Raw genomic sequence first — 18,073 nt, 5'->3', positions numbered from 1 at the left:
TCCGGGCCGGGATCCCCGTCCCGGCCCGGAGGTCTGAGCCACCTGCACCACCGCATCACCCCGCAAATCCATCCCACCGCAGCAGAAGGAGGTGCCTCCATGAACCGCATCCGACTCGTCCTCGGTCTCGACACGAGCACCTCCGGCCGCCGTCGCACCTCCGACCAGGGCCTGACTCTCGTCGAGGTCATGGTCGCGATGCTCGTCTTCACGATCATCTCCGTCGCCGTCGCCATGTCGCTCGGCAACTCCCTCGTCATCTCCAAGAACTCGCGGGCCCGCACCGTCGCGGTCAACCTCGCGTCCCAGGATCTCGACCTCCAGCGCGCCGTCGCCGACGTCTTCGCCGTCCAGACGAAGACCTGGGTCACTCCTGTGCAGGGCACCAACTACACGATCAACCGCCAGGTCAACTGGGTCTCGTCCAGCACGGCCACCAGCGCCTGCGGAACCGGCACCGGAACACTCCAGTTCAAGACGGTCCGCGACACTGTCACCTGGCCGGGTAACGCGACCGGCGTGGCGACCTCGACCGTCCTCGCCCCCAACGGTCGGATCAACGACCCGACGCTCGGCACCATCGTCGTCGCGGTCACCGGCGCATCGGGTGCGGGTGTCTCGGGAGTGACCGCCACGATCACGCCCACCTCGGGCGGCGCCGCCGTCACGACCCCGGCCCTCACCGACGCGAACGGCTGCACGTACGCCCTCAAGGTGACCCCCGGGACCTACACCATCGCGATCAGCCGCGCCGGCAGCCTGGACATCAAGCAGAACGCGACCGTCTCGACATCGCGCGCCGTGACGGCGGGTACCGCCACGTCGGTCAGTTTCACCTACGACGCCGCTGCCCCCTTCACGCTGAAGTACGCCTCGAACTACACGTCGGGCCCGACGGCTCAGTTGCCCAACAACCTCGACGTCACCGTGACGAGCACGACCGCCGGCCAGTACTCGTTCAAGCCCGGCACGACCAACCCGGTCTCCCTCTTCCCGTTCACATCGCCATACGTGATCGAGACGGGTGCGTACGTCCCCGCCGGCACCACGACCAGCACGGGCGCCGACGCGTCCTGTCTCAACGTGGACCCCGGTCAGTGGACGACCGCCAACGCGGCGAAAGCCGTGGGGACGAGTTTCACGGCCGGAAGCACGCCGGGGACGGCCAAGACCGTCAACGTCCCGATGGGCGTCGTCAACCTCTCGGCGCTCACCGGGACACTCGGAATCACCGCCACGAGCGTGAACACCAAACCCGCTGGCGACCCGGGATGCGCGGCCACGACCACGTACACGTTCAACGCCGTCTCCGGCAGCCCCACCCTCGCACTGCCCTTCGGCACCTGGCGCCTGGCGGCAGTGGCCAGCATCTTGACGCTCAATGCGACCTCCATCCCCACCGGCGGCACCATCAACTCCGACGGCACCGTGACCCTCGACCCCCGCGGGGTGACGCAGTGATGCGCGCCCTTCGGTCCCGGATTGACCGGATCACCCTCTCGGGTCCCCGCGATCGGGGCGTCAGCCTCGTCGAACTCCTCATCGCCATGACGATCTTCGGCTTCCTCCTCGCCATGACGGTCGGATTCTTCGTGAGTGCCAGCCGGGCGTCGTCGACCAACCGGACGGTCGACAGCACGAACCGCATCGCGACCAACGGGATGGACGAACTGACGCGCGTGATCCGCTCGGCCACGACGAACCCCGTGAAGGGCCAGCTGGTCAACGACCCGGAGTTCATCGCCTCGGGGACGGCCAGCACGGCCGGCGCCAACGGCATGACCCTCTATTCGGCGATCAACCTCAGCTCCACCGCGGCTCAGTTCGTCAAGGTGCAGTTCTCCTTCGTCGGCACCAACCTCGTCGAGAGCACCTGGCAGCCCATCGTCTCCTCCGACGGCTACTTCACCTACGCCACGGCCGCGACCTCCACACGGATTCTGGCCTCTCCCGTCGTGCTGCCCGCCGCGGGCGGCCCCCAGCTCTTCACCTATCTGGACGGGACGGGGGCGACCATCGCCCTGACCTCCGGCAGTGTTCCCGCAGCGAACATCGGCACGATCGCGGCGGTCCAGATCTCCCTGCAGATCGGCGCGTCAAGCGGCACCAGCCAGTCGACGCTCCTGACCAACTCCGTCGGCCTCCCCAACATCAACGTCGCGAGGAATCCGTCATGATGAAGCTCCTGCACGCCCGCTTCGCGCGCCGGCTCGCTCGCGTCGTCGGGGCGCGCGACGACGACCGCGGCGTTGCCCTGGCCACCGTCATCATCTTCGGGGCGGTCCTCCTCCTGATGAGCGCCACCGTCGTCAGCGTGTCCGCCTCCGGCAGCACCAAGACGTCGTCCGACGCCAACTGGGTAGCCGCCGGTCAGGCCGCCTACGCGGGGGTCGAGGACTACCAGTCCAAGCTCGCCAATGACAACGCCTACAGCCAGTACGGCTCCACCGGACCGGCGTTCAGCGCGGGCAGCAGCTTCATCTCGTCGAACAACAACCCGGCCTTCGGATACGGCTCGAAGGGTGCGACCAACACCTGGGCGCAGGTCGACCCCACGATCACCGGCGGCGCCACGTACCGCTACGCCGTCAACAACTCGCAGTACTCGTCGCACGGCATCCTGCAGCTCCAGTCGACCGGTCGTGCGGGAAACACCACCCGCACCGTGGTGGCCAACCTCAAGCAGTCCGGCTTCCTCGACTACCTCTATTTCACCGACTACGAGATCGCCGACCCCGCACTGACCACAGGCTGCGCCCCGTCCAACGGAACCGCCGTCCCCTATGAATGGCAGGGCGGCCGCAGCTCGAACTGCACCACCATCAACTTCGCTCCGGTCGACACGATCAAGGGGCCGGCCTTCAGCAACGACACAATGCAGATCTGCGGTGCGACCTTCAACGGCGTCGTGTCGACGGCCAGCACGCACTCGGGTCAGTACATCCTGCCGTCCGGATGCTCTGCGCCGAATTTCACGGCCCAGCCGAGCAGTTCGCTCAAGAATCCCGTCAAGGTGCCCGTCATCCAGATGCCGACCACCATCGGCAAGCTGGTCCAGGAGACGCGGACCGACCTCACCGGGTCGACCGTGCCTCGCCCGGGTTGCCTCTACACCGGTCCGACGACGTTCACCTTCAACGGCGACGGCACCATGACCGTGTACTCGCCCTGGACCCAGTTCACCAACTACACCGGCGACCCGGCCACGACGGGCGACAACTCGCAGGCCGCCATGTGCGGGACCGCAGGCTCGTCCGCGAACGGCAACACGCTCGGGAGTCCGGCGAAGGGAAACAAGCCCGCGGGTCAGACGATCCCCACCATCCCCAACAACCTGGTCTACGTCCAGAACGTCCCGTCGTCCGGCCCCAACTCGGTCTCGGCCGGCACGGCCTCGAGTTTCCTCTCCGCGGGGATCCCGAAGAACTACTCCTGCAAGGGCGCCGACGGTACGACCGCCGGCAACGGGGTCGGTTTCCCCGGCGTCGGCGAGACCGCGCCCTCGACGTCGTCGTACAGCTGCACTAACGGCGACGCCTTCGTGACCGATAGCTACGACAGCAACGGTATCGACAGCGGAGGCTTCGGAGGCAACATGACCATCGCGGCCAACAACTACCTCTACGTCACGGGCGACGTCACCTACGACACGCCCACGACCGACCTCCTCGGCCTGATCGGCGAGAACAACGTCGTGGTCTACAACCCCGTCGGGCCTCGGGCGTCCACCTACACCTGCTACAACCCTCCGTCCAACACCTGCACGACGACCCGGACGGCTCTCCTCGACGAGACCAAGTCGAACCGCACCATCGATGCCGCCGTGATGTCGGTGCTGCACTCCTTCACGGTCCAGAACTACAGCGCCGACTCCGGCTACCCGAAGGGCACGCTCAACGTCGTCGGCTCGATCGTCCAGAAGTACCGCGGAACCGTCGCGACTTCGTCGGGCAGCAACTACACCATCGTCTCCGGCTACACGAAGAACTACTCCTACGACCAGCGCCTCGCGTTCGAGGCCCCGCCGAAGTTCCTCTCCCCGGTGTCGACCACCTACGGCATCACCTCCATGACCGAATCCAAGACGGCGATGAGCGCGACAGGAGATCCCCTCCCATGATCGAGACGTCCCTCCTGTTCGCCACGGTCCTGGCGGCCGGCTTCGGCCTGCTGATCGGCTCGTTCCTCAACGTGGTCGTCTACCGCGTGCCGAACGGCATGTCGGTCGCGACGCCGCCGAGCGCCTGTCCCACCTGCCACTCCGAGATCCGCTCCTACGACAACGTCCCGGTGCTCAGCTGGCTCGTGCTCCGGGGCAAGTGCCGCGACTGCCGCACGCCCATCTCGGCCCGCTACCCTATCGTCGAGCTGCTCACAGGAGTATTCTTCCTCGTGGTCGCCCTGCAGTTCTGGCCGCGTCTCACGGTGCCGATCGAGGCGACCCGACTGGTGTCGGACGCGATCGGACTCGTCGCCTTCCTGTACCTGGCCGCGGTCTCGGTCGCCCTCGCGATCATCGACGCCGAGCACCAGCGCCTCCCCGACCGGATCGTCCTGCCCTCCTACGCCGTCGGCTTCGCTCTGCTCACCACCTCGTCGCTGCTCGTCGGCGACTGGACGAGCGTCGTGCACTCCCTCATCGGCGGAGCCGCGCTCTTCGTCTTCTACTTCGCGGTGGCCTTCGTCCACCCCGCGGGCATGGCCTTCGGCGACATCAAGCTCGCCGGCGTCCTGGGTCTCTACCTCGGATCCCTCGGCTGGGGCCCGCTCCTCGTCGGGGCGTTCGCCGCCTTCCTCGTCGGCGGCCTCTACTCCGTCGCCCTCCTGGCAACGAAGCGCATCGGCCGCAAGGGCGGAATCCCCTTCGGTCCGTGGATGCTCGCCGGCGCCTGGATCGGAATCTTCTTCGGCCCGTCCCTCTGGACCGGCTACCTCACCCTCTTCGGCCTGGCCTGAGCCCGGCACCCGACAGCACTGAAAGCGAGAACGAAATGACGAAGAACATCGTGGGCGTCGACATCGGCTCGACCTCCCTGCGCGCGGTCGAGGTGTCCGGAGCAGCGACCAGCCGCCCCACCATCGTGCGCTTCACCGAGATCCCCCTGCCGGCCGGTGCCGTCAGCCGCGGCGAGGTGCTCGAGCCGCAGACCGTCGCCACCGCCCTCAAGACCCTCTGGGCCGAAGGCGGCTTCAAGAGCAAGCAGGTCGTCCTCGGCATGGGCAACCAGCGCGTCCTCGCCCGTGACCTCACCGTCGCGAAGGCCTCCAAGGCGCGCATCAAGGAGTCGCTGCCCTTCCAGGTCCAGGACATGCTCCCCGTTCCCGTCGCCGACGCGCTGCTCGACTTCTATCCGGTCTCCGAGGGCATCGGCGAGCACGGTCCCGTCATCCACGGCCTGCTGATCGCCGCAGTGAAGGATGCGGTGCTCGGCAACGTGCGCGCCTCGAAACTCGCGGGCCTCACCACCGTCGGCGTCGACCTCATCCCCTTCGCCGTCTCCCGCCTGCTCGTCAAGCGCGACCGCGAGCAGGGCACGATCGCCCTCGTCGACATCGGTGCCTCGACCACCTCGGTCGTCCTGCTGGCCGGGGGAGTGCCGCAGTTCGTCCGCATCATCCCGACCGGCGGCGACGACGTCACCCAAGCGCTCGCCGCACGCCTCGAGATCCCGCTCGAGCTCGCCGAAGGCGCCAAGCGCTCCCTCGGCCTCAGCTCCGCCCCCACCAGCCCCGAAGACCAGAGCGCCTCGCGCGTCATCTTCGAGACCGTGAACGAACTCCTCGGCAGCCTCCGCAACACGGTCAGCTACTACGTCAACACCCGCCCCACCGAGACGGTCGACAAGATCATCCTCACCGGTGGCGGCGCGCACCTGCCCGGCCTCCCGGAGGCCCTCGCTGAAGTCACCGGGCTCCCCGTCGTCGCGGCCGACCCCCTCAAGGGTCTGGCCCTCGCGCGCACCGCGCCCGAGCCCCTCCTCCGTCAGAACGCGTCCTCCCTCACGGTGGCGCTCGGACTCGCCCTCGGAAGTGCCGCATGAAGTTCTATCTGACCAAGGCCGCGCAGCGCGCCGCCGAGAGCGGCCAGCCGGTCGAGAAGAAGGAGCGAGTCGCCAAGGCGCCCAAGGCCGCGGCGATGCCCTCGATCGCGCGGGAGGCCAAGCCGAGCAGACCCGCCAAGCCGGCGAAGCTCGACAAGCCGGTCAAGGCCGACACCGCCCCCCGCCCCGGCACCCCGGTGCTCTTCGACCGTCCGCAGGCACCGCAGGCCGCCGCCGTCGCAGCAGCACCTCGCGTGGAGAAAGCGCCAAAGGCCCCGCGAGCGGAGAAGGCCCCCCGCGCAGCAAAGGTCGCGAAATCGGCCTCGGCTCCTGCCGAGGAGAAGTTCGGCACCGTCAAGGTCGCCCGCGTCGCCCGCGAGCCCAAGGCCGACCGTGCCCCCAAGGTCAAGGCCCCGCCGAAGCCCCACTCCAAGGTCCTGGCCATCGGCGGAGAGGCCCGGGTCGACCTCCTTCCCGCCGAGGTCCGCGCCGAGCGTCATGCCGGGGTCAAGGTCCGTCGCGCCTGGCTCGGTGTCGTCGCGGTCGTCGTCCTGGCCGGCATCGCGACCGGTGCCGCCACGCTCTACTCGCAGAAGGCGACCGACGCGCTCACCGCCGTCCAGGGGCAGACCTCGACGCTCTCCACCGAGGCCGCAAAGTACACGCCCGTCAAGACGTTGCAGAGCAAGGTCGACCTGGCCACGGCGGCTCGCACCGTCGGCGGCTCGACCGACATCGACTGGCCGACCTACCTGGCCAAGGTCGAGGCCACCCTCCCCGCGGGGATGGCCCTGAGCGCCGTCACCATCGACTCCGCCTCGCCGATCGCCTCGTACGCCCAGGCGACCGGGCCGCTGCAGGGTCAGCGCGTCGCCACTCTCCAGTTCACCGCCACGAGCTCGACGCTCCCCTCGGTCCCGACCTGGCTCACCAACCTGTCGACGCTGCCCGGCTTCGCCGACGCCGCGCCCGGCACGGTCACCCTCTCGGGAACCACGTACACCTCGTCCGTGACCCTCCACATCAACAAGAAGGCGTTCTCCCACGCCTACGCGAAGAAAGCCAAGTGACCATGGACCGCAACAGATTGATGATGTTCGGGGCCGGTCTCGCGACGGTCGTCGTCGTGGTCGTCGGCTTTCTCCTCGGCGTCCAGCCGCAGCTCCAGACGGCCTCACAGGCCAAGGACGCGGCCGTCACCGTGAGCACGCAGAACGCCACCCTGGCCGGCGAGATCGTCACGCTCAAGAGCCGTTACGCCGCCATGGACTCGCTGAACACGCAGCTCGGGCTCCTCACGGCGTCGGTACCGGCGGACGTCGACGCGGGCTCGTTCATCACCGAGATCAACGGCATCGCCCAGTCCACCGCCGCATCCGTCACCACCATCACGACGGGAACCCCCCTCGCCTACCTGGCGCCCGTGGTGACGTCGACGGCCCCGGCGGCGACCAGCACGGCGACGAGCTCGGCCAGCCCGTCCGCCTCGGCGACCGCGGCTCCGGCTCCCGCTGCTTCGGCCGCGACCCCGGTCGCCCCCGTCGTCACGACGGACCCGACGATCACCGCCGCCAACTTCTCCACCATCCCGGTCTCGATCACGATCTCGGCGACCAACGAGCAGGCGCTCACCTTCCTCAAGGAGCTCCGCACCGGCCAGCGCCTCTACCTGGTCACCGGTATCACCAGCACCGCCGGCAGCGCCTCCTCGTCAGGGGGAGCGGCGGCCAGCAGCACCCCGACGACGGATGCCTCCACCGACGCCAGTGCCACCGCCACCGCAGCGACCGACACCCGTCCGGTCTGGACCATCACCGGCCTCATCTACGCCCTCTCCGGCAACGCCTCCACCACCACGACGACGCCCACCGCCACCAGCGGCGCGTCGACCGGCACCACGACCACCTCCACCGACACCGCCGCCGGCAAATAAGAGGTACCGAGCCGCTGCGGGCCGGTCGGCGGTCCCGATCGACCGACCCGTAGCGCCGACTCCCGCCCTCGGGCGGGACGGACCCGCCGGGATGGCGGGAACGGGGAACCCGTCGGGGGATGCACACCGCATCCCTCGGCGGGCCTCTTCCGTCTCCGGCGCGGAGCCCGCATCCCCGACGCGTACCGTTGACCCCATGTCCCGCGGCCTGTACGTCATCATGGCCACGATCACGCACCTCGGCCTCGTCGTCCTGACGGCCGGCCTCGTCTTCTACATCACCGATCACGACGTCATCGTCGAGCCGGACGCCGGCACCCTCCTCGGCCCCGGCATGGTGCTCGGCTCGATGGCGGCGGTGTTCTTCACGCTGGCGCGAGCGTTCGGAGTCGCCGCCCGAGATCGACGGGCCCCGCGCATCCCCGGCCCCGCCTTCGCCGCCGCAGTGTTCACGTACCTCGCGATGCTCGTGATCGGCAGCCTCGGCTACGCGCTGATCCGCGACGAGCCCGTGTGGCTCGTGCTCTTCGCCGCCCGCTACGCCCTGTCCGTCTTCGTCGTGACGACGGCCGTCTGGGCCGGCGTGGTCGTGGCCGCGTTCCTCGTCCTGGCCCGCGTCGAGTCCGCCCGGCAGCACCGTCCGCCGCGACACGACGACCTCTGAACCCCGAAGGGTCGAGAGCGTGGGATGCACCCCTCGACGTTCGCTCGGAGCGCACCGGCCTCGTTTGACCAACCCCTGACCGCAGGCTACTCTTGCTCGGGTGTGCGCTTTATCGCGCGCCCGGATTCCAGTGCATCACAGCTGGAGCGAAACCGTCTCTTCGGTGAAGCGAACTTCTCGCTGATCGATCAGGCCCGCGGTGGTGGCCCCCTGCTTCACAGCAGTCGGCCTTCCGCGGGGGAGACGCACGATGCCAACCACTCGACAAGTCGAAATGGTGCCGTCGTGCCCGGAGATGAGGAAGCCGTCCGAACGGGCCGGCCAGAGCCGCACGAGTGCTGCGAACGCAGCGAGTCGTGCACCGAGAAGTACGTAACCAGGAGAACCAGTGCCAACTATTCAGCAGCTGGTCCGAAAGGGCCGCACGCCGAAGGTCGTCAAGACCAAGGCTCCCGCCCTCAAGGCCAACCCTCAGCAGCGTGGCGTGTGCACCCGTGTGTACACCACCACCCCCAAGAAGCCGAACTCGGCCCTTCGCAAAGTCGCTCGCGTCAAGCTGAGCAACGGCACCGAGGTCACCGCGTACATCCCCGGTGAAGGCCACAACCTCCAGGAGCACTCGATGGTGCTCGTCCGCGGCGGTCGTGTGAAGGACCTCCCCGGCGTTCGGTACAAGATCGTTCGCGGCGCCCTCGACACCCAGGCCGTCAAGAACCGCAAGCAGGCTCGCAGCCGCTACGGCGCGAAGATGGAGAAGAAGTAATGCCTCGTAAAGGTCCCGCTCCCAAGCGCCCTGTCGTCGCAGACCCCGTCTACGGCGCACCGATCGTCAGCCAGCTCGTCAACAAGATCCTCCTCGACGGCAAGAAGGGTCTCGCCGAGCGCATCGTCTACGGCGCCCTCGCCGGCGTCAGCGCGAAGAACGGCCAGGACGCCGTCGCCACGCTGAAGAAGGCTCTCGACAACGTCCGTCCGACCCTCGAGGTCCGTTCGCGTCGCGTCGGCGGTTCCACCTACCAGGTGCCCGTCGAGGTCAAGCCCCACCGTGCGAACACCCTGGCTCTCCGCTGGCTCACCAGCTACGCCAAGGCCCGTCGCGAGAAGACGATGACCGAGCGTCTCATGAACGAGATCCTCGACGCGTCGAACGGTCTCGGTGCCGCTGTGAAGCGTCGTGAAGACACTCACAAGATGGCCGAGTCGAACAAGGCCTTCGCGCACTACCGCTGGTAACACCTGCTCGAGGCCGGCACCACCGTGCCGGCCTCGGCACCACTCTCTCTACCTACCCCTTCGGAGGAACCCGTGGCACAGGACGTGCTCACCGACCTGAACAAGGTCCGCAACATCGGCATCATGGCTCACATCGATGCCGGCAAGACGACGACCACCGAGCGCATCCTGTACTACACGGGAATCACCCACAAGATCGGCGAGGTGCACGACGGCGCCGCGACGATGGACTGGATGGCGCAGGAGCAGGAGCGTGGCATCACGATCACGTCCGCTGCCACGACGTGCTTCTGGAACAAGAACCAGATCAACATCATCGACACGCCCGGTCACGTCGACTTCACGGTCGAGGTGGAGCGTTCGCTCCGCGTCCTCGACGGTGCCGTCGCCGTCTTCGACGGAAAAGAGGGCGTCGAGCCCCAGTCCGAGACCGTCTGGCGTCAGGCCGACAAGTACGACGTCCCGCGCATCTGCTTCGTCAACAAGATGGACAAGCTCGGCGCCGACTTCTACTACACGGTCGACACGATCATCAAGCGCCTCGGCGCGAAGCCCCTCGTCATGCAGCTCCCGATCGGCTCCGAGTCGAACTTCGAGGGTGTCGTCGACCTGGTCGAGATGCGCGCGCTCACGTGGCGCGGCGACTCGAAGGGTGACGTCGAGCTCGGTGCCAAGTACGAGATCGAGCCCATCCCCGAAGAGCTCCAGGCCCAGGCCGAGGAGTACCGCGCGAAGCTGCTCGAGACCGTCGCCGAGTCCGACGACGCCCTCCTCGAGAAGTACTTCTCCGGTGAAGAGCTGACCGTCGCCGAGATCAAGGGCGCGGTCCGCAAGATGACCGTCAACTCCGAGCTCTACCCGGTGTTCTGCGGTTCCGCGTTCAAGAACCGCGGCGTCCAGCCGATGCTCGACGCGGTCATCGACTACCTGCCCTCGCCGCTCGACGTGCCTCCCATGGAGGGCCACGACGTCCGCGACGCCGAGAAGATCATCATCCGCAAGCCTGCTTCCGACGAGCCGTTCTCGGCTCTCGCCTTCAAGGTCGCGGTGCACCCCTTCTTCGGTCGTCTCACCTACGTCCGCGTCTACTCGGGTTCCATCGAGTCCGGCGCCCAGGTCATCAACTCGACCAAGGACAAGAAGGAGCGCATCGGCAAGATCTTCCAGATGCACTCCAACAAGGAGAACCCGGTCGACGGCGTCACCGCCGGTCACATCTACGCGGTCATCGGTCTGAAGTTCACGACCACGGGTGACACGCTGTGCGACCCGACGGACCAGATCGTCCTCGAGTCGATGACCTTCCCGGAGCCCGTCATCGAGGTCGCGATCGAGCCGAAGACGAAGCAGGACCAGGAGAAGCTCTCCCTCGCCATCCAGAAGCTCGCCGAAGAAGACCCGACGTTCCGCGTCGAGCTCAACGTCGAGACGGGCCAGACGGTCATCAAGGGCATGGGTGAGCTCCACCTCGACATCCTCGTCGACCGCATGAAGCGCGAATTCAACGTCGAGGCCAACGTGGGCAAGCCCCAGGTGGCCTACCGCGAGACGCTCAAGAAGGGCATCGAGCGTTACGACTACACCCACAAGAAGCAGACGGGTGGTTCGGGCCAGTTCGCGAAGGTCCAGATCGCTCTCGAGCCCTTCGAGGTGACCGCCGAGTCGACGTACGAATTCGTCAACAAGGTCACGGGTGGGCGCATCCCCCGCGAGTACATCCCGTCGGTCGACGCCGGAATCCAGGACGCCATGCAGGTCGGTGTCCTCGCCGGTTACCCGACCGTGGGTGTCCGCGCCCTTCTTCTCGACGGAGCGGCGCACGACGTCGACTCGTCCGAGATGGCGTTCAAGATCGCCGGATCGATCGCGTACAAGGAGGCTGCTCGCAAGGCCAGCCCCGTGCTGCTCGAGCCGATCATGGCCGTCGAGGTTCGCACGCCCGAGGAGTACATGGGCGACGTCATCGGCGACCTCAACTCTCGCCGTGGCATGATCGCGTCGATGGACGACGCCAGCGGTGTCAAGGTCGTCAAGGCCAGCGTCCCGCTGTCGGAGATGTTCGGGTACGTCGGTGACCTGCGGTCGAAGACCTCGGGTCGTGCCGTCTACTCGATGACGTTCGAGTCGTACGCGGAGGTCCCGAAGGCAGTCGCCGAGGAGATCGTCGCGAAGAACAAGGGCGAATAGTCCCGAACTGCGCGACCGAGCCTCGGTCGCGTAGCATATGAACACACCAATGCGCAGGGCCCTGGTCGGCCGGAGGAATCCGGCCGGCCGGGAGAACTGCACTCGAGTCCTGAGGAGGACCCACAGTGGCGAAGGCCAAGTTCGAGCGGACTAAGCCGCACGTAAACATCGGAACCATCGGTCACGTCGACCACGGCAAGACGACGCTCACCGCGGCGATCACCAAGGTTCTGCACGACAAGTACCCGACCCTCAACGAGGCGTCCGCGTTCGACCAGATCGACAACGCGCCCGAAGAGAAGGCTCGTGGTATCACGATCAACATCTCGCACGTCGAGTACCAGACGGAGAAGCGTCACTACGCTCACGTCGACGCTCCGGGCCACGCCGACTACATCAAGAACATGATCACCGGTGCCGCTCAGATGGACGGCGCGATCCTGGTCGTGGCCGCCACCGACGGCCCCATGCCCCAGACGCGTGAGCACGTCCTCCTGGCTCGCCAGGTGGGCGTTCCTTACATCGTCGTCGCGCTGAACAAGGCCGACATGGTCGACGACGAGGAGATCCTCGAGCTCGTCGAGATCGAGGTTCGCGAGCTGCTCTCCAGCCAGGAGTTCGACGGCGACAACGCCCCGGTCATCCAGGTCTCCGCTCTCAAGGCCCTCGAGGGCGACGAGAAGTGGGCCGAGACGGTCGCCGCTCTCATGGACGCGGTCGACGAGAACGTCCCCGAGCCCGTGCGTGCCACCGACCAGCCCTTCCTCATGCCCGTCGAGGACGTCTTCACGATCACCGGTCGTGGAACCGTCATCACCGGTCGTGTCGAGCGCGGCATCCTGAAGCCGAACGACGAGGTCGAGATCGTCGGTATCAAGGAGAAGAGCATCAAGACGACCGTCACGGCCATCGAGATGTTCCGCAAGACCCTCGAAGACGCTCGCGCCGGCGAGAACGTCGGCCTCCTCCTCCGCGGTACCAAGCGCGAAGAGGTCGAGCGCGGCCAGGTCGTCGTCAAGCCCGGTTCGATCACCCCGCACACCGAGTTCGAGGCGAACGTCTACATCCTCTCGAAGGATGAGGGCGGCCGTCACAACCCGTTCTACGCGAACTACCGTCCTCAGTTCTACTTCCGTACGACTGACGTCACCGGCGTCATCACGCTGCCCGAGGGCACCGAGATGGTCATGCCCGGCGACACGACGGAGATCACCGTTCAGCTGATCCAGCCGATCGCCATGGAGGAGGGCCTCCGCTTCGCAATCCGCGAGGGTGGCCGCACCGTCGGCGCCGGCACGGTCGTGAAGATCGTCAAGTAACACCGCTCCACAACGAGAAACGGGTCGGGCCTTCGGGTCCGGCCCGTTTCGCGTATCCGCTTCCGATGTCGGGGCTCCCCTTGAGATCTCAGGGCGGCCGGAGAAGGATGGGCGACACGCGACGCCGGAGACGCCGGTTCGCTGGGGAGGATCGATCATGGCTGGTTTCGACGACATCACCAAGAAGGCCCAGGAGTTCCTGAAAGACGGCAAGGTCCAGGCCGCCCTCAAGAGCGACCAGGTGAAAGACGCGGTCAAGAGCGACAAGGCGGAGGAGATCAGCGACAGCATCCTCGACTCCGTCGCAGGGGCTGCCGACAAGCTCACCGGTGGCAAGTTCCACGACAAGATCGAAGAGGCCAAGGCGCAGGCCGACAAGAAGATCGGCAACGAGTAGCCCCTGAGCACAGCTCTCCGGGGCGGAGTTGCATGGTTCGCATGCCCCGCCTCCGTCACACCGACGCCACCCGGCCCGGCCTCACCCGTGTGAGGTCGGGCCGTGGTTTCTCGTACCGCGACCAGAAGACGGGCCACGCCGTCACCGACCCCGAACTTCGGGGGAGGATCGAGCACCTCGCCATTCCACCCGCCTGGTCCGACGTCTGGATCGCTCCCTACCCGAACGGTCACATCCAGGCCACCGGCGTCGACGGCGCCGGGCGGCGGCAGTACATCTACCACCCGACTTGGCGTGAGCAGAAGGACCGCATCAAGTTCGACCGGGCCCTTGCATTGGCCGAGTCCCTGCCGGTGGCGCGTCGCTTCGTGACGCAGGACCTCCGTCGCGAGGAGCCCGACCGCGAGCGCGCCCTGGCCACGGCCTTCCGCATGCTCGACACCGGGTCGCTCCGTATCGGGTCGGAGCGCTACGCCGAGGAGCACGGCAGCCACGGTCTCGCCACCCTCCTCTGTTCCCATGCGACGGTGACAGGCGACACCGTGCATCTCGACTTCCCGGGCAAGAGCGGGCAGGAGTGGGGCTCCGAGATCCGGGATGCACAGCTCGCCTCGGTCATCCGCTCCCTGAAGCACCGCGGCGGTCGTTCGCGCCTCCTCGCCTACCGGACGGAGCCCGGCGCCCCGTGGCATCCCCTCCACGCCGCCGACATCAACGCCTACGTCAAGGAGCGAGCCGGCGACGAGTTCACCGCCAAGGACTTCCGGACCCTGCACGGCACTCTGGCCGCGGCGTCCAGCCTGGCGCGAAGCGGTCCTCAGACCGGCATCGGCAAGCGCCAGCGCGCCCTGGCGCAGGCCATGCGCGACGCCGCGGAAGTCCTCGGGAACACGCCCGCGATCGCGCGCAAGAGCTATGTCGACCCGCGACTGGTGGACGCCTATCTCGAGGGCCGGACCATCGACCCCGGTCGCCCGGCCTCGGCCGAGAGCGAGCTTCGAGCCCTGTTGTTCGCCTGACCCGCCGGGTCGCGTAACCTGGGGAGTCGTGCCCGTCTGATCCGGCACACGAGAGGACCCCTCCCAGTGACCGAATGCATTCACGGCTTGGACATCGAGCATTGCGACATCTGCAACCCGCGCGTCCGCGAACCGCAGCCCGCCGCCGTCTCCCGAGCCCCGCGCATCCCCCGCACGTCTCCGCGCAAGGCGCAGGCGCCGCGGCTGCGTGACTCCGGGCCGGCGACGTCCGCCGCGTCCGGCCCCGATCTCATCAGTCTGCGGGCTCATCACTGGACCCACGTGTCGAACCTCCCGAGCATCCTCGCCTCGGGGGCTCTGCAGGCCGGGGCCACCCCCGAGCTCGACGTGAGCACGCCGGCGCTGCGCGAGAGCCGGGCGCAGGCCACCGTCGCCGGCGCCGAACACGGTGACTTCGGCGGCGAACCGACCAGCGTCGCCTCCTTCGTGCCGCTGGCGCTGACCCCCTCCTCCGCCGCGTGGGCAGAGGTCCGCGCCGGCGCCGAGGAAGACCGCTGGTCCGACGCCGCGCGCGAGACCCGCGCCACCGACTACGTCGTCCTGGTGTTCCCGGTCGCGGCTCTCGGAACCGAGTTCGTGGTCACCGACGGGGATGCCACCGGCGCGACGACGCGCTCGGGCGCCGGAATCGAGGCGGGCGGCTCTCTCGTGCGCCGTGCATCCCTCACCGACCCCGATCTCGTCGAGGTCGAGCTGCTGGTGCCCGACTCCGTCGACCTGGCCTCCGCGACCCTCATCGGCGTGGCCAACGACAAGGCCCGCGATCGAGTGAAAGAGCTGATCAAAGCGGCCAAGGGGGCTTCGCCTCGGGTGGCGATCTACCCGCCCTGGTTCCGCCCTGCCGAGGACTGAATCGGTCCCGTCCGACCGCGACACGCCCGGGTTGCAGCAAATGCCGACCTGTGGCAAGATTATCTGGTTCAACATTCCGGCCCCAGTGGTACGGATCACTGCCAGGCAGTGCACTGATTTGCGCAAGCGTCAGGGCCGCGGGTAGCAGGACACCTCTTATATCGAATCCGAAGGCCGTGACTTCCGTCAGGGCCGGATCCAGGAGCGTCGCCCTCACGGTGACGGTCTCGGGCCGAGAGATGGACCTCCTCGCGAGTGTCCGTCTGCGCGGGTTCGATCGAGTCACCGGGCACCAGCAGAAGATCGCTGTCCTGGGTGGCATTGATACCAAAACAGTGGTGCGGCAGGCGGCATTCTCGCCCAGCCCATCGACACAGTCCTCCTGAGCACACCAGCTCGGGCGGGCGCGTCAGGCGGCCCCGTGAAGGTGCGCGACGTACACATCGAGAGAGAGTCACACATGGCGGGACAAAAGATCCGCATCCGACTGAAGTCGTACGACCACGAGGTCATCGACTCGTCAGCTCGCAAGATCGTCGACACGGTGACCCGTGCCGGTGCGACCGTGGTCGGCCCCGTGCCGCTCCCCACGGAGAAGAACGTGATCGCAGTCATCCGTTCGCCGCACAAGTACAAGGACAGCCGCGAGCACTTCGAGAAGCGCACGCACAAGCGCCTCATCGACATCATCGACCCGACGCCGAAGGCCGTCGACTCGCTCATGCGTCTCGACCTCCCCGCCGACGTCAACATCGAGATCAAGCTGTAAGGGGGCGACCATGGCCAATTCAACGAAAAACGTCAAGGGCCTCCTTGGCAAGAAGCTCGGCATGACCCAGGTCTGGGACGCCGACAACAAGCTGATCCCCGTCACCGTCGTGGAGATCGCTCCCAACGTCGTGACCCAGCTCCGCACCGAGGAGAACGACGGCTACGTCGCCGTTCAGATCGCTGCCGGCGCCATCGACCCGCGCAAGTCGAACAAGCCCGCCACGGGTCACTTCGACAAGGCCGGCGTCACGCCTCGCCGCCACCTCACCGAGGTCCGCACCGCCGACGCGAGCTCGTACTCGCTCGGCCAGGAGCTCACGGTCGACACCTTCGAGGCCGGCCAGAAGGTCGACGTCGTCGGCACCTCCAAGGGTAAGGGCTTCGCCGGTGTCATGAAGCGTCACAACTTCGCCGGTGTCTCCTCCTCGCACGGTTCGCACCGTAACCACCGCAAGCCCGGTTCGATCGGCGCTTCCTCGACCCCCAGCCGTGTCTTCAAGGGCATGCGCATGGCCGGTCGTATGGGTGGCGACCGCGTGACCGTCCTCAACCTCACGGTGCACGCCGTCGACGCCGAGAAGGGTCTGCTGCTCGTCAAGGGCGCCGTCCCCGGTGCTCGCGGCCGCATCGTCTTCGTCCGCACCGCCGTGAAGGGGAACTAGCGCATGGCCACCACCACTGCATCCGCCAACCTGGCCGTCGACGTGCTCGACGCCAAGGGCGCCAAGGCCGGTTCCGTCGAACTGCCTTCGCAGATCTTCGACGTCGTCACCAACGTCCCGCTCATCCACCAGGTCGTCGTCGCCCAGCTGGCCGCCGCTCGTCAGGGCACGCACAAGGTCAAGGGCCGCGGCGAGGTCTCCGGCGCCGGCCGCAAGCCGTTCAAGCAGAAGGGCACCGGCCGCGCCCGTCAGGGTTCGATCCGCGCTCCTCAGATGACCGGCGGTGGCATCGTCCACGGCCCCACGCCTCGCAACTACTCGCAGCGCACCCCCAAGAAGATGATCGCCGCGGCTCTGCTCGGCTCTCTCTCGGACCGCGCCCGCGGTGCTCGCGTCCACGTCGTCGAGAGCTTCGTCGCCGACGTCGTCTCGACGAAGGTCGCCCTCGACCTGCTCGCGTCGATCTCGACGTCGAAGCACGTCCTGGTCGTCATCGAGCGCGGCGACGAGCTGACGCAGAAGAGCGTCCGCAACGTCGAAGAGGTCCACGTCATCACGTGGGACCAGCTCAACGCGTACGACGTCCTCATCTCCGACGACATCGTCTTCACGAAGAGCGCTCTCGAGGCCTTCATCGCCCACAAGACCAAGAAGGAGGCCACCGCATGAGCGGCATCTACAAGGACCCCCGCGACGTCGTCATCTCGCCGGTCGTCTCCGAGAAGAGCTACTCCCTGATCGACCAGGGCAAGTACACCTTCCTGGTCGACCCCCGCTCGAACAAGACCGAGATCAAGCTCGCCATCGAGAAGATCTTCGACGTCAAGGTCGCCAGCATCAACACGCTGAACCGTACGGGCAAGACCCGTCGCACCAAGTTCGGTCTCGGAAAGCGCAAAGACACCAAGCGCGCCATCGTGACACTCAAGTCCGGCTCCATCGACATCTTCACGGCTGTCGGCTAGGGCGCGGAG

At 67.3% G+C, this 18,073-nt stretch carries 19 protein-coding genes; all 19 read left to right on the top strand.

Going from position 1 to position 18,073, the window contains the following annotated elements; genetic code table 11:
• The first annotated feature begins 99 nt into the window (after window positions 1–99).
• The 19 genes from ABEA39_RS09100 (at window position 100) to rplW (ending at window position 18,064) form a co-directional block, all read left to right on the top strand.
• A complete protein-coding gene (locus tag ABEA39_RS09100) occupies window positions 100–1,461 on the top strand; it encodes a prepilin-type N-terminal cleavage/methylation domain-containing protein (RefSeq protein ID WP_345375523.1) in 1,362 nt (453 codons plus the stop codon).
• Window positions 1,461–2,177: a PulJ/GspJ family protein gene (locus tag ABEA39_RS09095; protein WP_345375908.1), complete on the top strand. Its 717-nt coding sequence runs from the start codon at window positions 1,461–1,463 to the stop codon at window positions 2,175–2,177. Before ABEA39_RS09100 ends, ABEA39_RS09095 begins: the two co-directional genes overlap by 1 nt.
• Window positions 2,174–4,120 carry a hypothetical protein gene (locus ABEA39_RS09090; RefSeq protein WP_345375522.1) on the top strand — a complete coding sequence of 649 codons (1,947 nt, stop codon included), beginning with the start codon at window positions 2,174–2,176 and terminating at the stop codon, window positions 4,118–4,120. Before ABEA39_RS09095 ends, ABEA39_RS09090 begins: the two co-directional genes overlap by 4 nt.
• Window positions 4,117–4,956 carry a prepilin peptidase gene (locus ABEA39_RS09085; protein WP_345375521.1) on the top strand — a complete coding sequence of 280 codons (840 nt, stop codon included), beginning with the start codon at window positions 4,117–4,119 and terminating at the stop codon, window positions 4,954–4,956. Before ABEA39_RS09090 ends, ABEA39_RS09085 begins: the two co-directional genes overlap by 4 nt.
• Before the next feature lie 35 nt (window positions 4,957–4,991).
• Window positions 4,992–6,041 carry a type IV pilus assembly protein PilM gene (gene pilM / locus ABEA39_RS09080; protein WP_345375520.1) on the top strand — a complete coding sequence of 350 codons (1,050 nt, stop codon included), beginning with the start codon at window positions 4,992–4,994 and terminating at the stop codon, window positions 6,039–6,041.
• Window positions 6,038–7,111, top strand: coding sequence for a hypothetical protein (locus ABEA39_RS09075; protein ID WP_345375519.1), 1,074 nt, complete (start codon window positions 6,038–6,040; stop codon window positions 7,109–7,111). Before pilM ends, ABEA39_RS09075 begins: the two co-directional genes overlap by 4 nt.
• A 2-nt stretch (window positions 7,112–7,113) precedes the next feature.
• Window positions 7,114–7,974: a hypothetical protein gene (locus ABEA39_RS09070; protein ID WP_345375518.1), complete on the top strand. Its 861-nt coding sequence runs from the start codon at window positions 7,114–7,116 to the stop codon at window positions 7,972–7,974.
• Window positions 7,975–8,170: 196 nt separating this feature from the next.
• On the top strand, window positions 8,171–8,638 hold the full coding sequence (locus ABEA39_RS09065; RefSeq protein ID WP_345375517.1) for a DUF6121 family protein: 468 nt from the start codon (window positions 8,171–8,173) through the stop codon (window positions 8,636–8,638).
• Between the two features lie 388 nt (window positions 8,639–9,026).
• Window positions 9,027–9,401 (top strand): 30S ribosomal protein S12, encoded by a 375-nt coding sequence (gene rpsL, locus ABEA39_RS09060; protein ID WP_055964941.1) that lies wholly within the window; start codon window positions 9,027–9,029, stop codon window positions 9,399–9,401.
• The gene (rpsG, locus tag ABEA39_RS09055; RefSeq protein WP_055964944.1) at window positions 9,401–9,871 is read left to right on the top strand and encodes a 30S ribosomal protein S7; all 471 of its coding nucleotides are present in this window, start codon (window positions 9,401–9,403) and stop codon (window positions 9,869–9,871) included. The genes rpsL and rpsG overlap by 1 nt, the downstream gene beginning before the upstream one ends.
• 72 nt (window positions 9,872–9,943) lie before the next feature.
• Window positions 9,944–12,058 (top strand): elongation factor G, encoded by a 2,115-nt coding sequence (fusA, locus tag ABEA39_RS09050; protein ID WP_345375516.1) that lies wholly within the window; start codon window positions 9,944–9,946, stop codon window positions 12,056–12,058.
• Window positions 12,059–12,183: 125 nt separating this feature from the next.
• Window positions 12,184–13,377 carry an elongation factor Tu gene (tuf, locus tag ABEA39_RS09045; RefSeq protein ID WP_345375515.1) on the top strand — a complete coding sequence of 398 codons (1,194 nt, stop codon included), beginning with the start codon at window positions 12,184–12,186 and terminating at the stop codon, window positions 13,375–13,377.
• Between the two features lie 157 nt (window positions 13,378–13,534).
• A complete protein-coding gene (locus tag ABEA39_RS09040) occupies window positions 13,535–13,774 on the top strand; it encodes an Rv0909 family putative TA system antitoxin (RefSeq protein ID WP_345375514.1) in 240 nt (79 codons plus the stop codon).
• 41 nt (window positions 13,775–13,815) lie between these two features.
• Window positions 13,816–14,793 (top strand): DNA topoisomerase IB, encoded by a 978-nt coding sequence (locus ABEA39_RS09035; RefSeq protein ID WP_345375513.1) that lies wholly within the window; start codon window positions 13,816–13,818, stop codon window positions 14,791–14,793.
• Between the two features lie 87 nt (window positions 14,794–14,880).
• Window positions 14,881–15,666 (top strand): DarT ssDNA thymidine ADP-ribosyltransferase family protein, encoded by a 786-nt coding sequence (locus ABEA39_RS09030; protein ID WP_345375512.1) that lies wholly within the window; start codon window positions 14,881–14,883, stop codon window positions 15,664–15,666.
• Window positions 15,667–16,126: 460 nt separating this feature from the next.
• Window positions 16,127–16,435, top strand: coding sequence for a 30S ribosomal protein S10 (rpsJ, locus tag ABEA39_RS09025; protein ID WP_009773132.1), 309 nt, complete (start codon window positions 16,127–16,129; stop codon window positions 16,433–16,435).
• Window positions 16,436–16,445: 10 nt separating this feature from the next.
• Complete coding sequence (gene rplC, locus ABEA39_RS09020) at window positions 16,446–17,099, top strand: 50S ribosomal protein L3 (protein ID WP_345375511.1); 654 nt, start codon at window positions 16,446–16,448, stop codon at window positions 17,097–17,099.
• 3 nt (window positions 17,100–17,102) lie between these two features.
• Complete coding sequence (gene rplD / locus ABEA39_RS09015; protein ID WP_345375510.1) at window positions 17,103–17,768, top strand: 50S ribosomal protein L4; 666 nt, start codon at window positions 17,103–17,105, stop codon at window positions 17,766–17,768.
• Window positions 17,765–18,064 (top strand): 50S ribosomal protein L23, encoded by a 300-nt coding sequence (rplW, locus tag ABEA39_RS09010; RefSeq protein WP_345375509.1) that lies wholly within the window; start codon window positions 17,765–17,767, stop codon window positions 18,062–18,064. The genes rplD and rplW overlap by 4 nt, the downstream gene beginning before the upstream one ends.
• The last annotated feature ends 9 nt before the right edge of the window (window positions 18,065–18,073 follow it).

This window comes from Frondihabitans cladoniiphilus, from assembly GCF_039544345.1.
Classification (GTDB): Bacteria; Actinomycetota; Actinomycetes; order Actinomycetales; family Microbacteriaceae; genus Frondihabitans; species Frondihabitans cladoniiphilus.
This window is presented reverse-complemented; position numbering and strand designations above follow the sequence as displayed.

Excerpts from the sequence above, each read along its gene's own strand:
- rplD (WP_345375510.1), top strand. The coding sequence starts at position 17,103 with ATGGCCACCACCACTGCATCCGCCAACCTGGCCGTCGACGTGCTCGAC.
- rpsJ (WP_009773132.1), top strand. The coding sequence starts at position 16,127 with ATGGCGGGACAAAAGATCCGCATCCGACTGAAGTCGTACGACCACGAG.
- ABEA39_RS09085 (WP_345375521.1), top strand. The coding sequence starts at position 4,117 with ATGATCGAGACGTCCCTCCTGTTCGCCACGGTCCTGGCGGCCGGCTTC.
- ABEA39_RS09040 (WP_345375514.1), top strand. The coding sequence starts at position 13,535 with ATGGCTGGTTTCGACGACATCACCAAGAAGGCCCAGGAGTTCCTGAAA.
- rplW (WP_345375509.1), top strand. The coding sequence starts at position 17,765 with ATGAGCGGCATCTACAAGGACCCCCGCGACGTCGTCATCTCGCCGGTC.
- ABEA39_RS09065 (WP_345375517.1), top strand. The coding sequence starts at position 8,171 with ATGTCCCGCGGCCTGTACGTCATCATGGCCACGATCACGCACCTCGGC.
- ABEA39_RS09090 (WP_345375522.1), top strand. The coding sequence starts at position 2,174 with ATGATGAAGCTCCTGCACGCCCGCTTCGCGCGCCGGCTCGCTCGCGTC.
- ABEA39_RS09070 (WP_345375518.1), top strand. The coding sequence starts at position 7,114 with ATGGACCGCAACAGATTGATGATGTTCGGGGCCGGTCTCGCGACGGTC.
- ABEA39_RS09035 (WP_345375513.1), top strand. The coding sequence starts at position 13,816 with ATGCCCCGCCTCCGTCACACCGACGCCACCCGGCCCGGCCTCACCCGT.
- ABEA39_RS09075 (WP_345375519.1), top strand. The coding sequence starts at position 6,038 with ATGAAGTTCTATCTGACCAAGGCCGCGCAGCGCGCCGCCGAGAGCGGC.
- pilM (WP_345375520.1), top strand. The coding sequence starts at position 4,992 with ATGACGAAGAACATCGTGGGCGTCGACATCGGCTCGACCTCCCTGCGC.
- rplC (WP_345375511.1), top strand. The coding sequence starts at position 16,446 with ATGGCCAATTCAACGAAAAACGTCAAGGGCCTCCTTGGCAAGAAGCTC.
- ABEA39_RS09100 (WP_345375523.1), top strand. The coding sequence starts at position 100 with ATGAACCGCATCCGACTCGTCCTCGGTCTCGACACGAGCACCTCCGGC.
- ABEA39_RS09095 (WP_345375908.1), top strand. The coding sequence starts at position 1,461 with ATGCGCGCCCTTCGGTCCCGGATTGACCGGATCACCCTCTCGGGTCCC.
- rpsG (WP_055964944.1), top strand. The coding sequence starts at position 9,401 with ATGCCTCGTAAAGGTCCCGCTCCCAAGCGCCCTGTCGTCGCAGACCCC.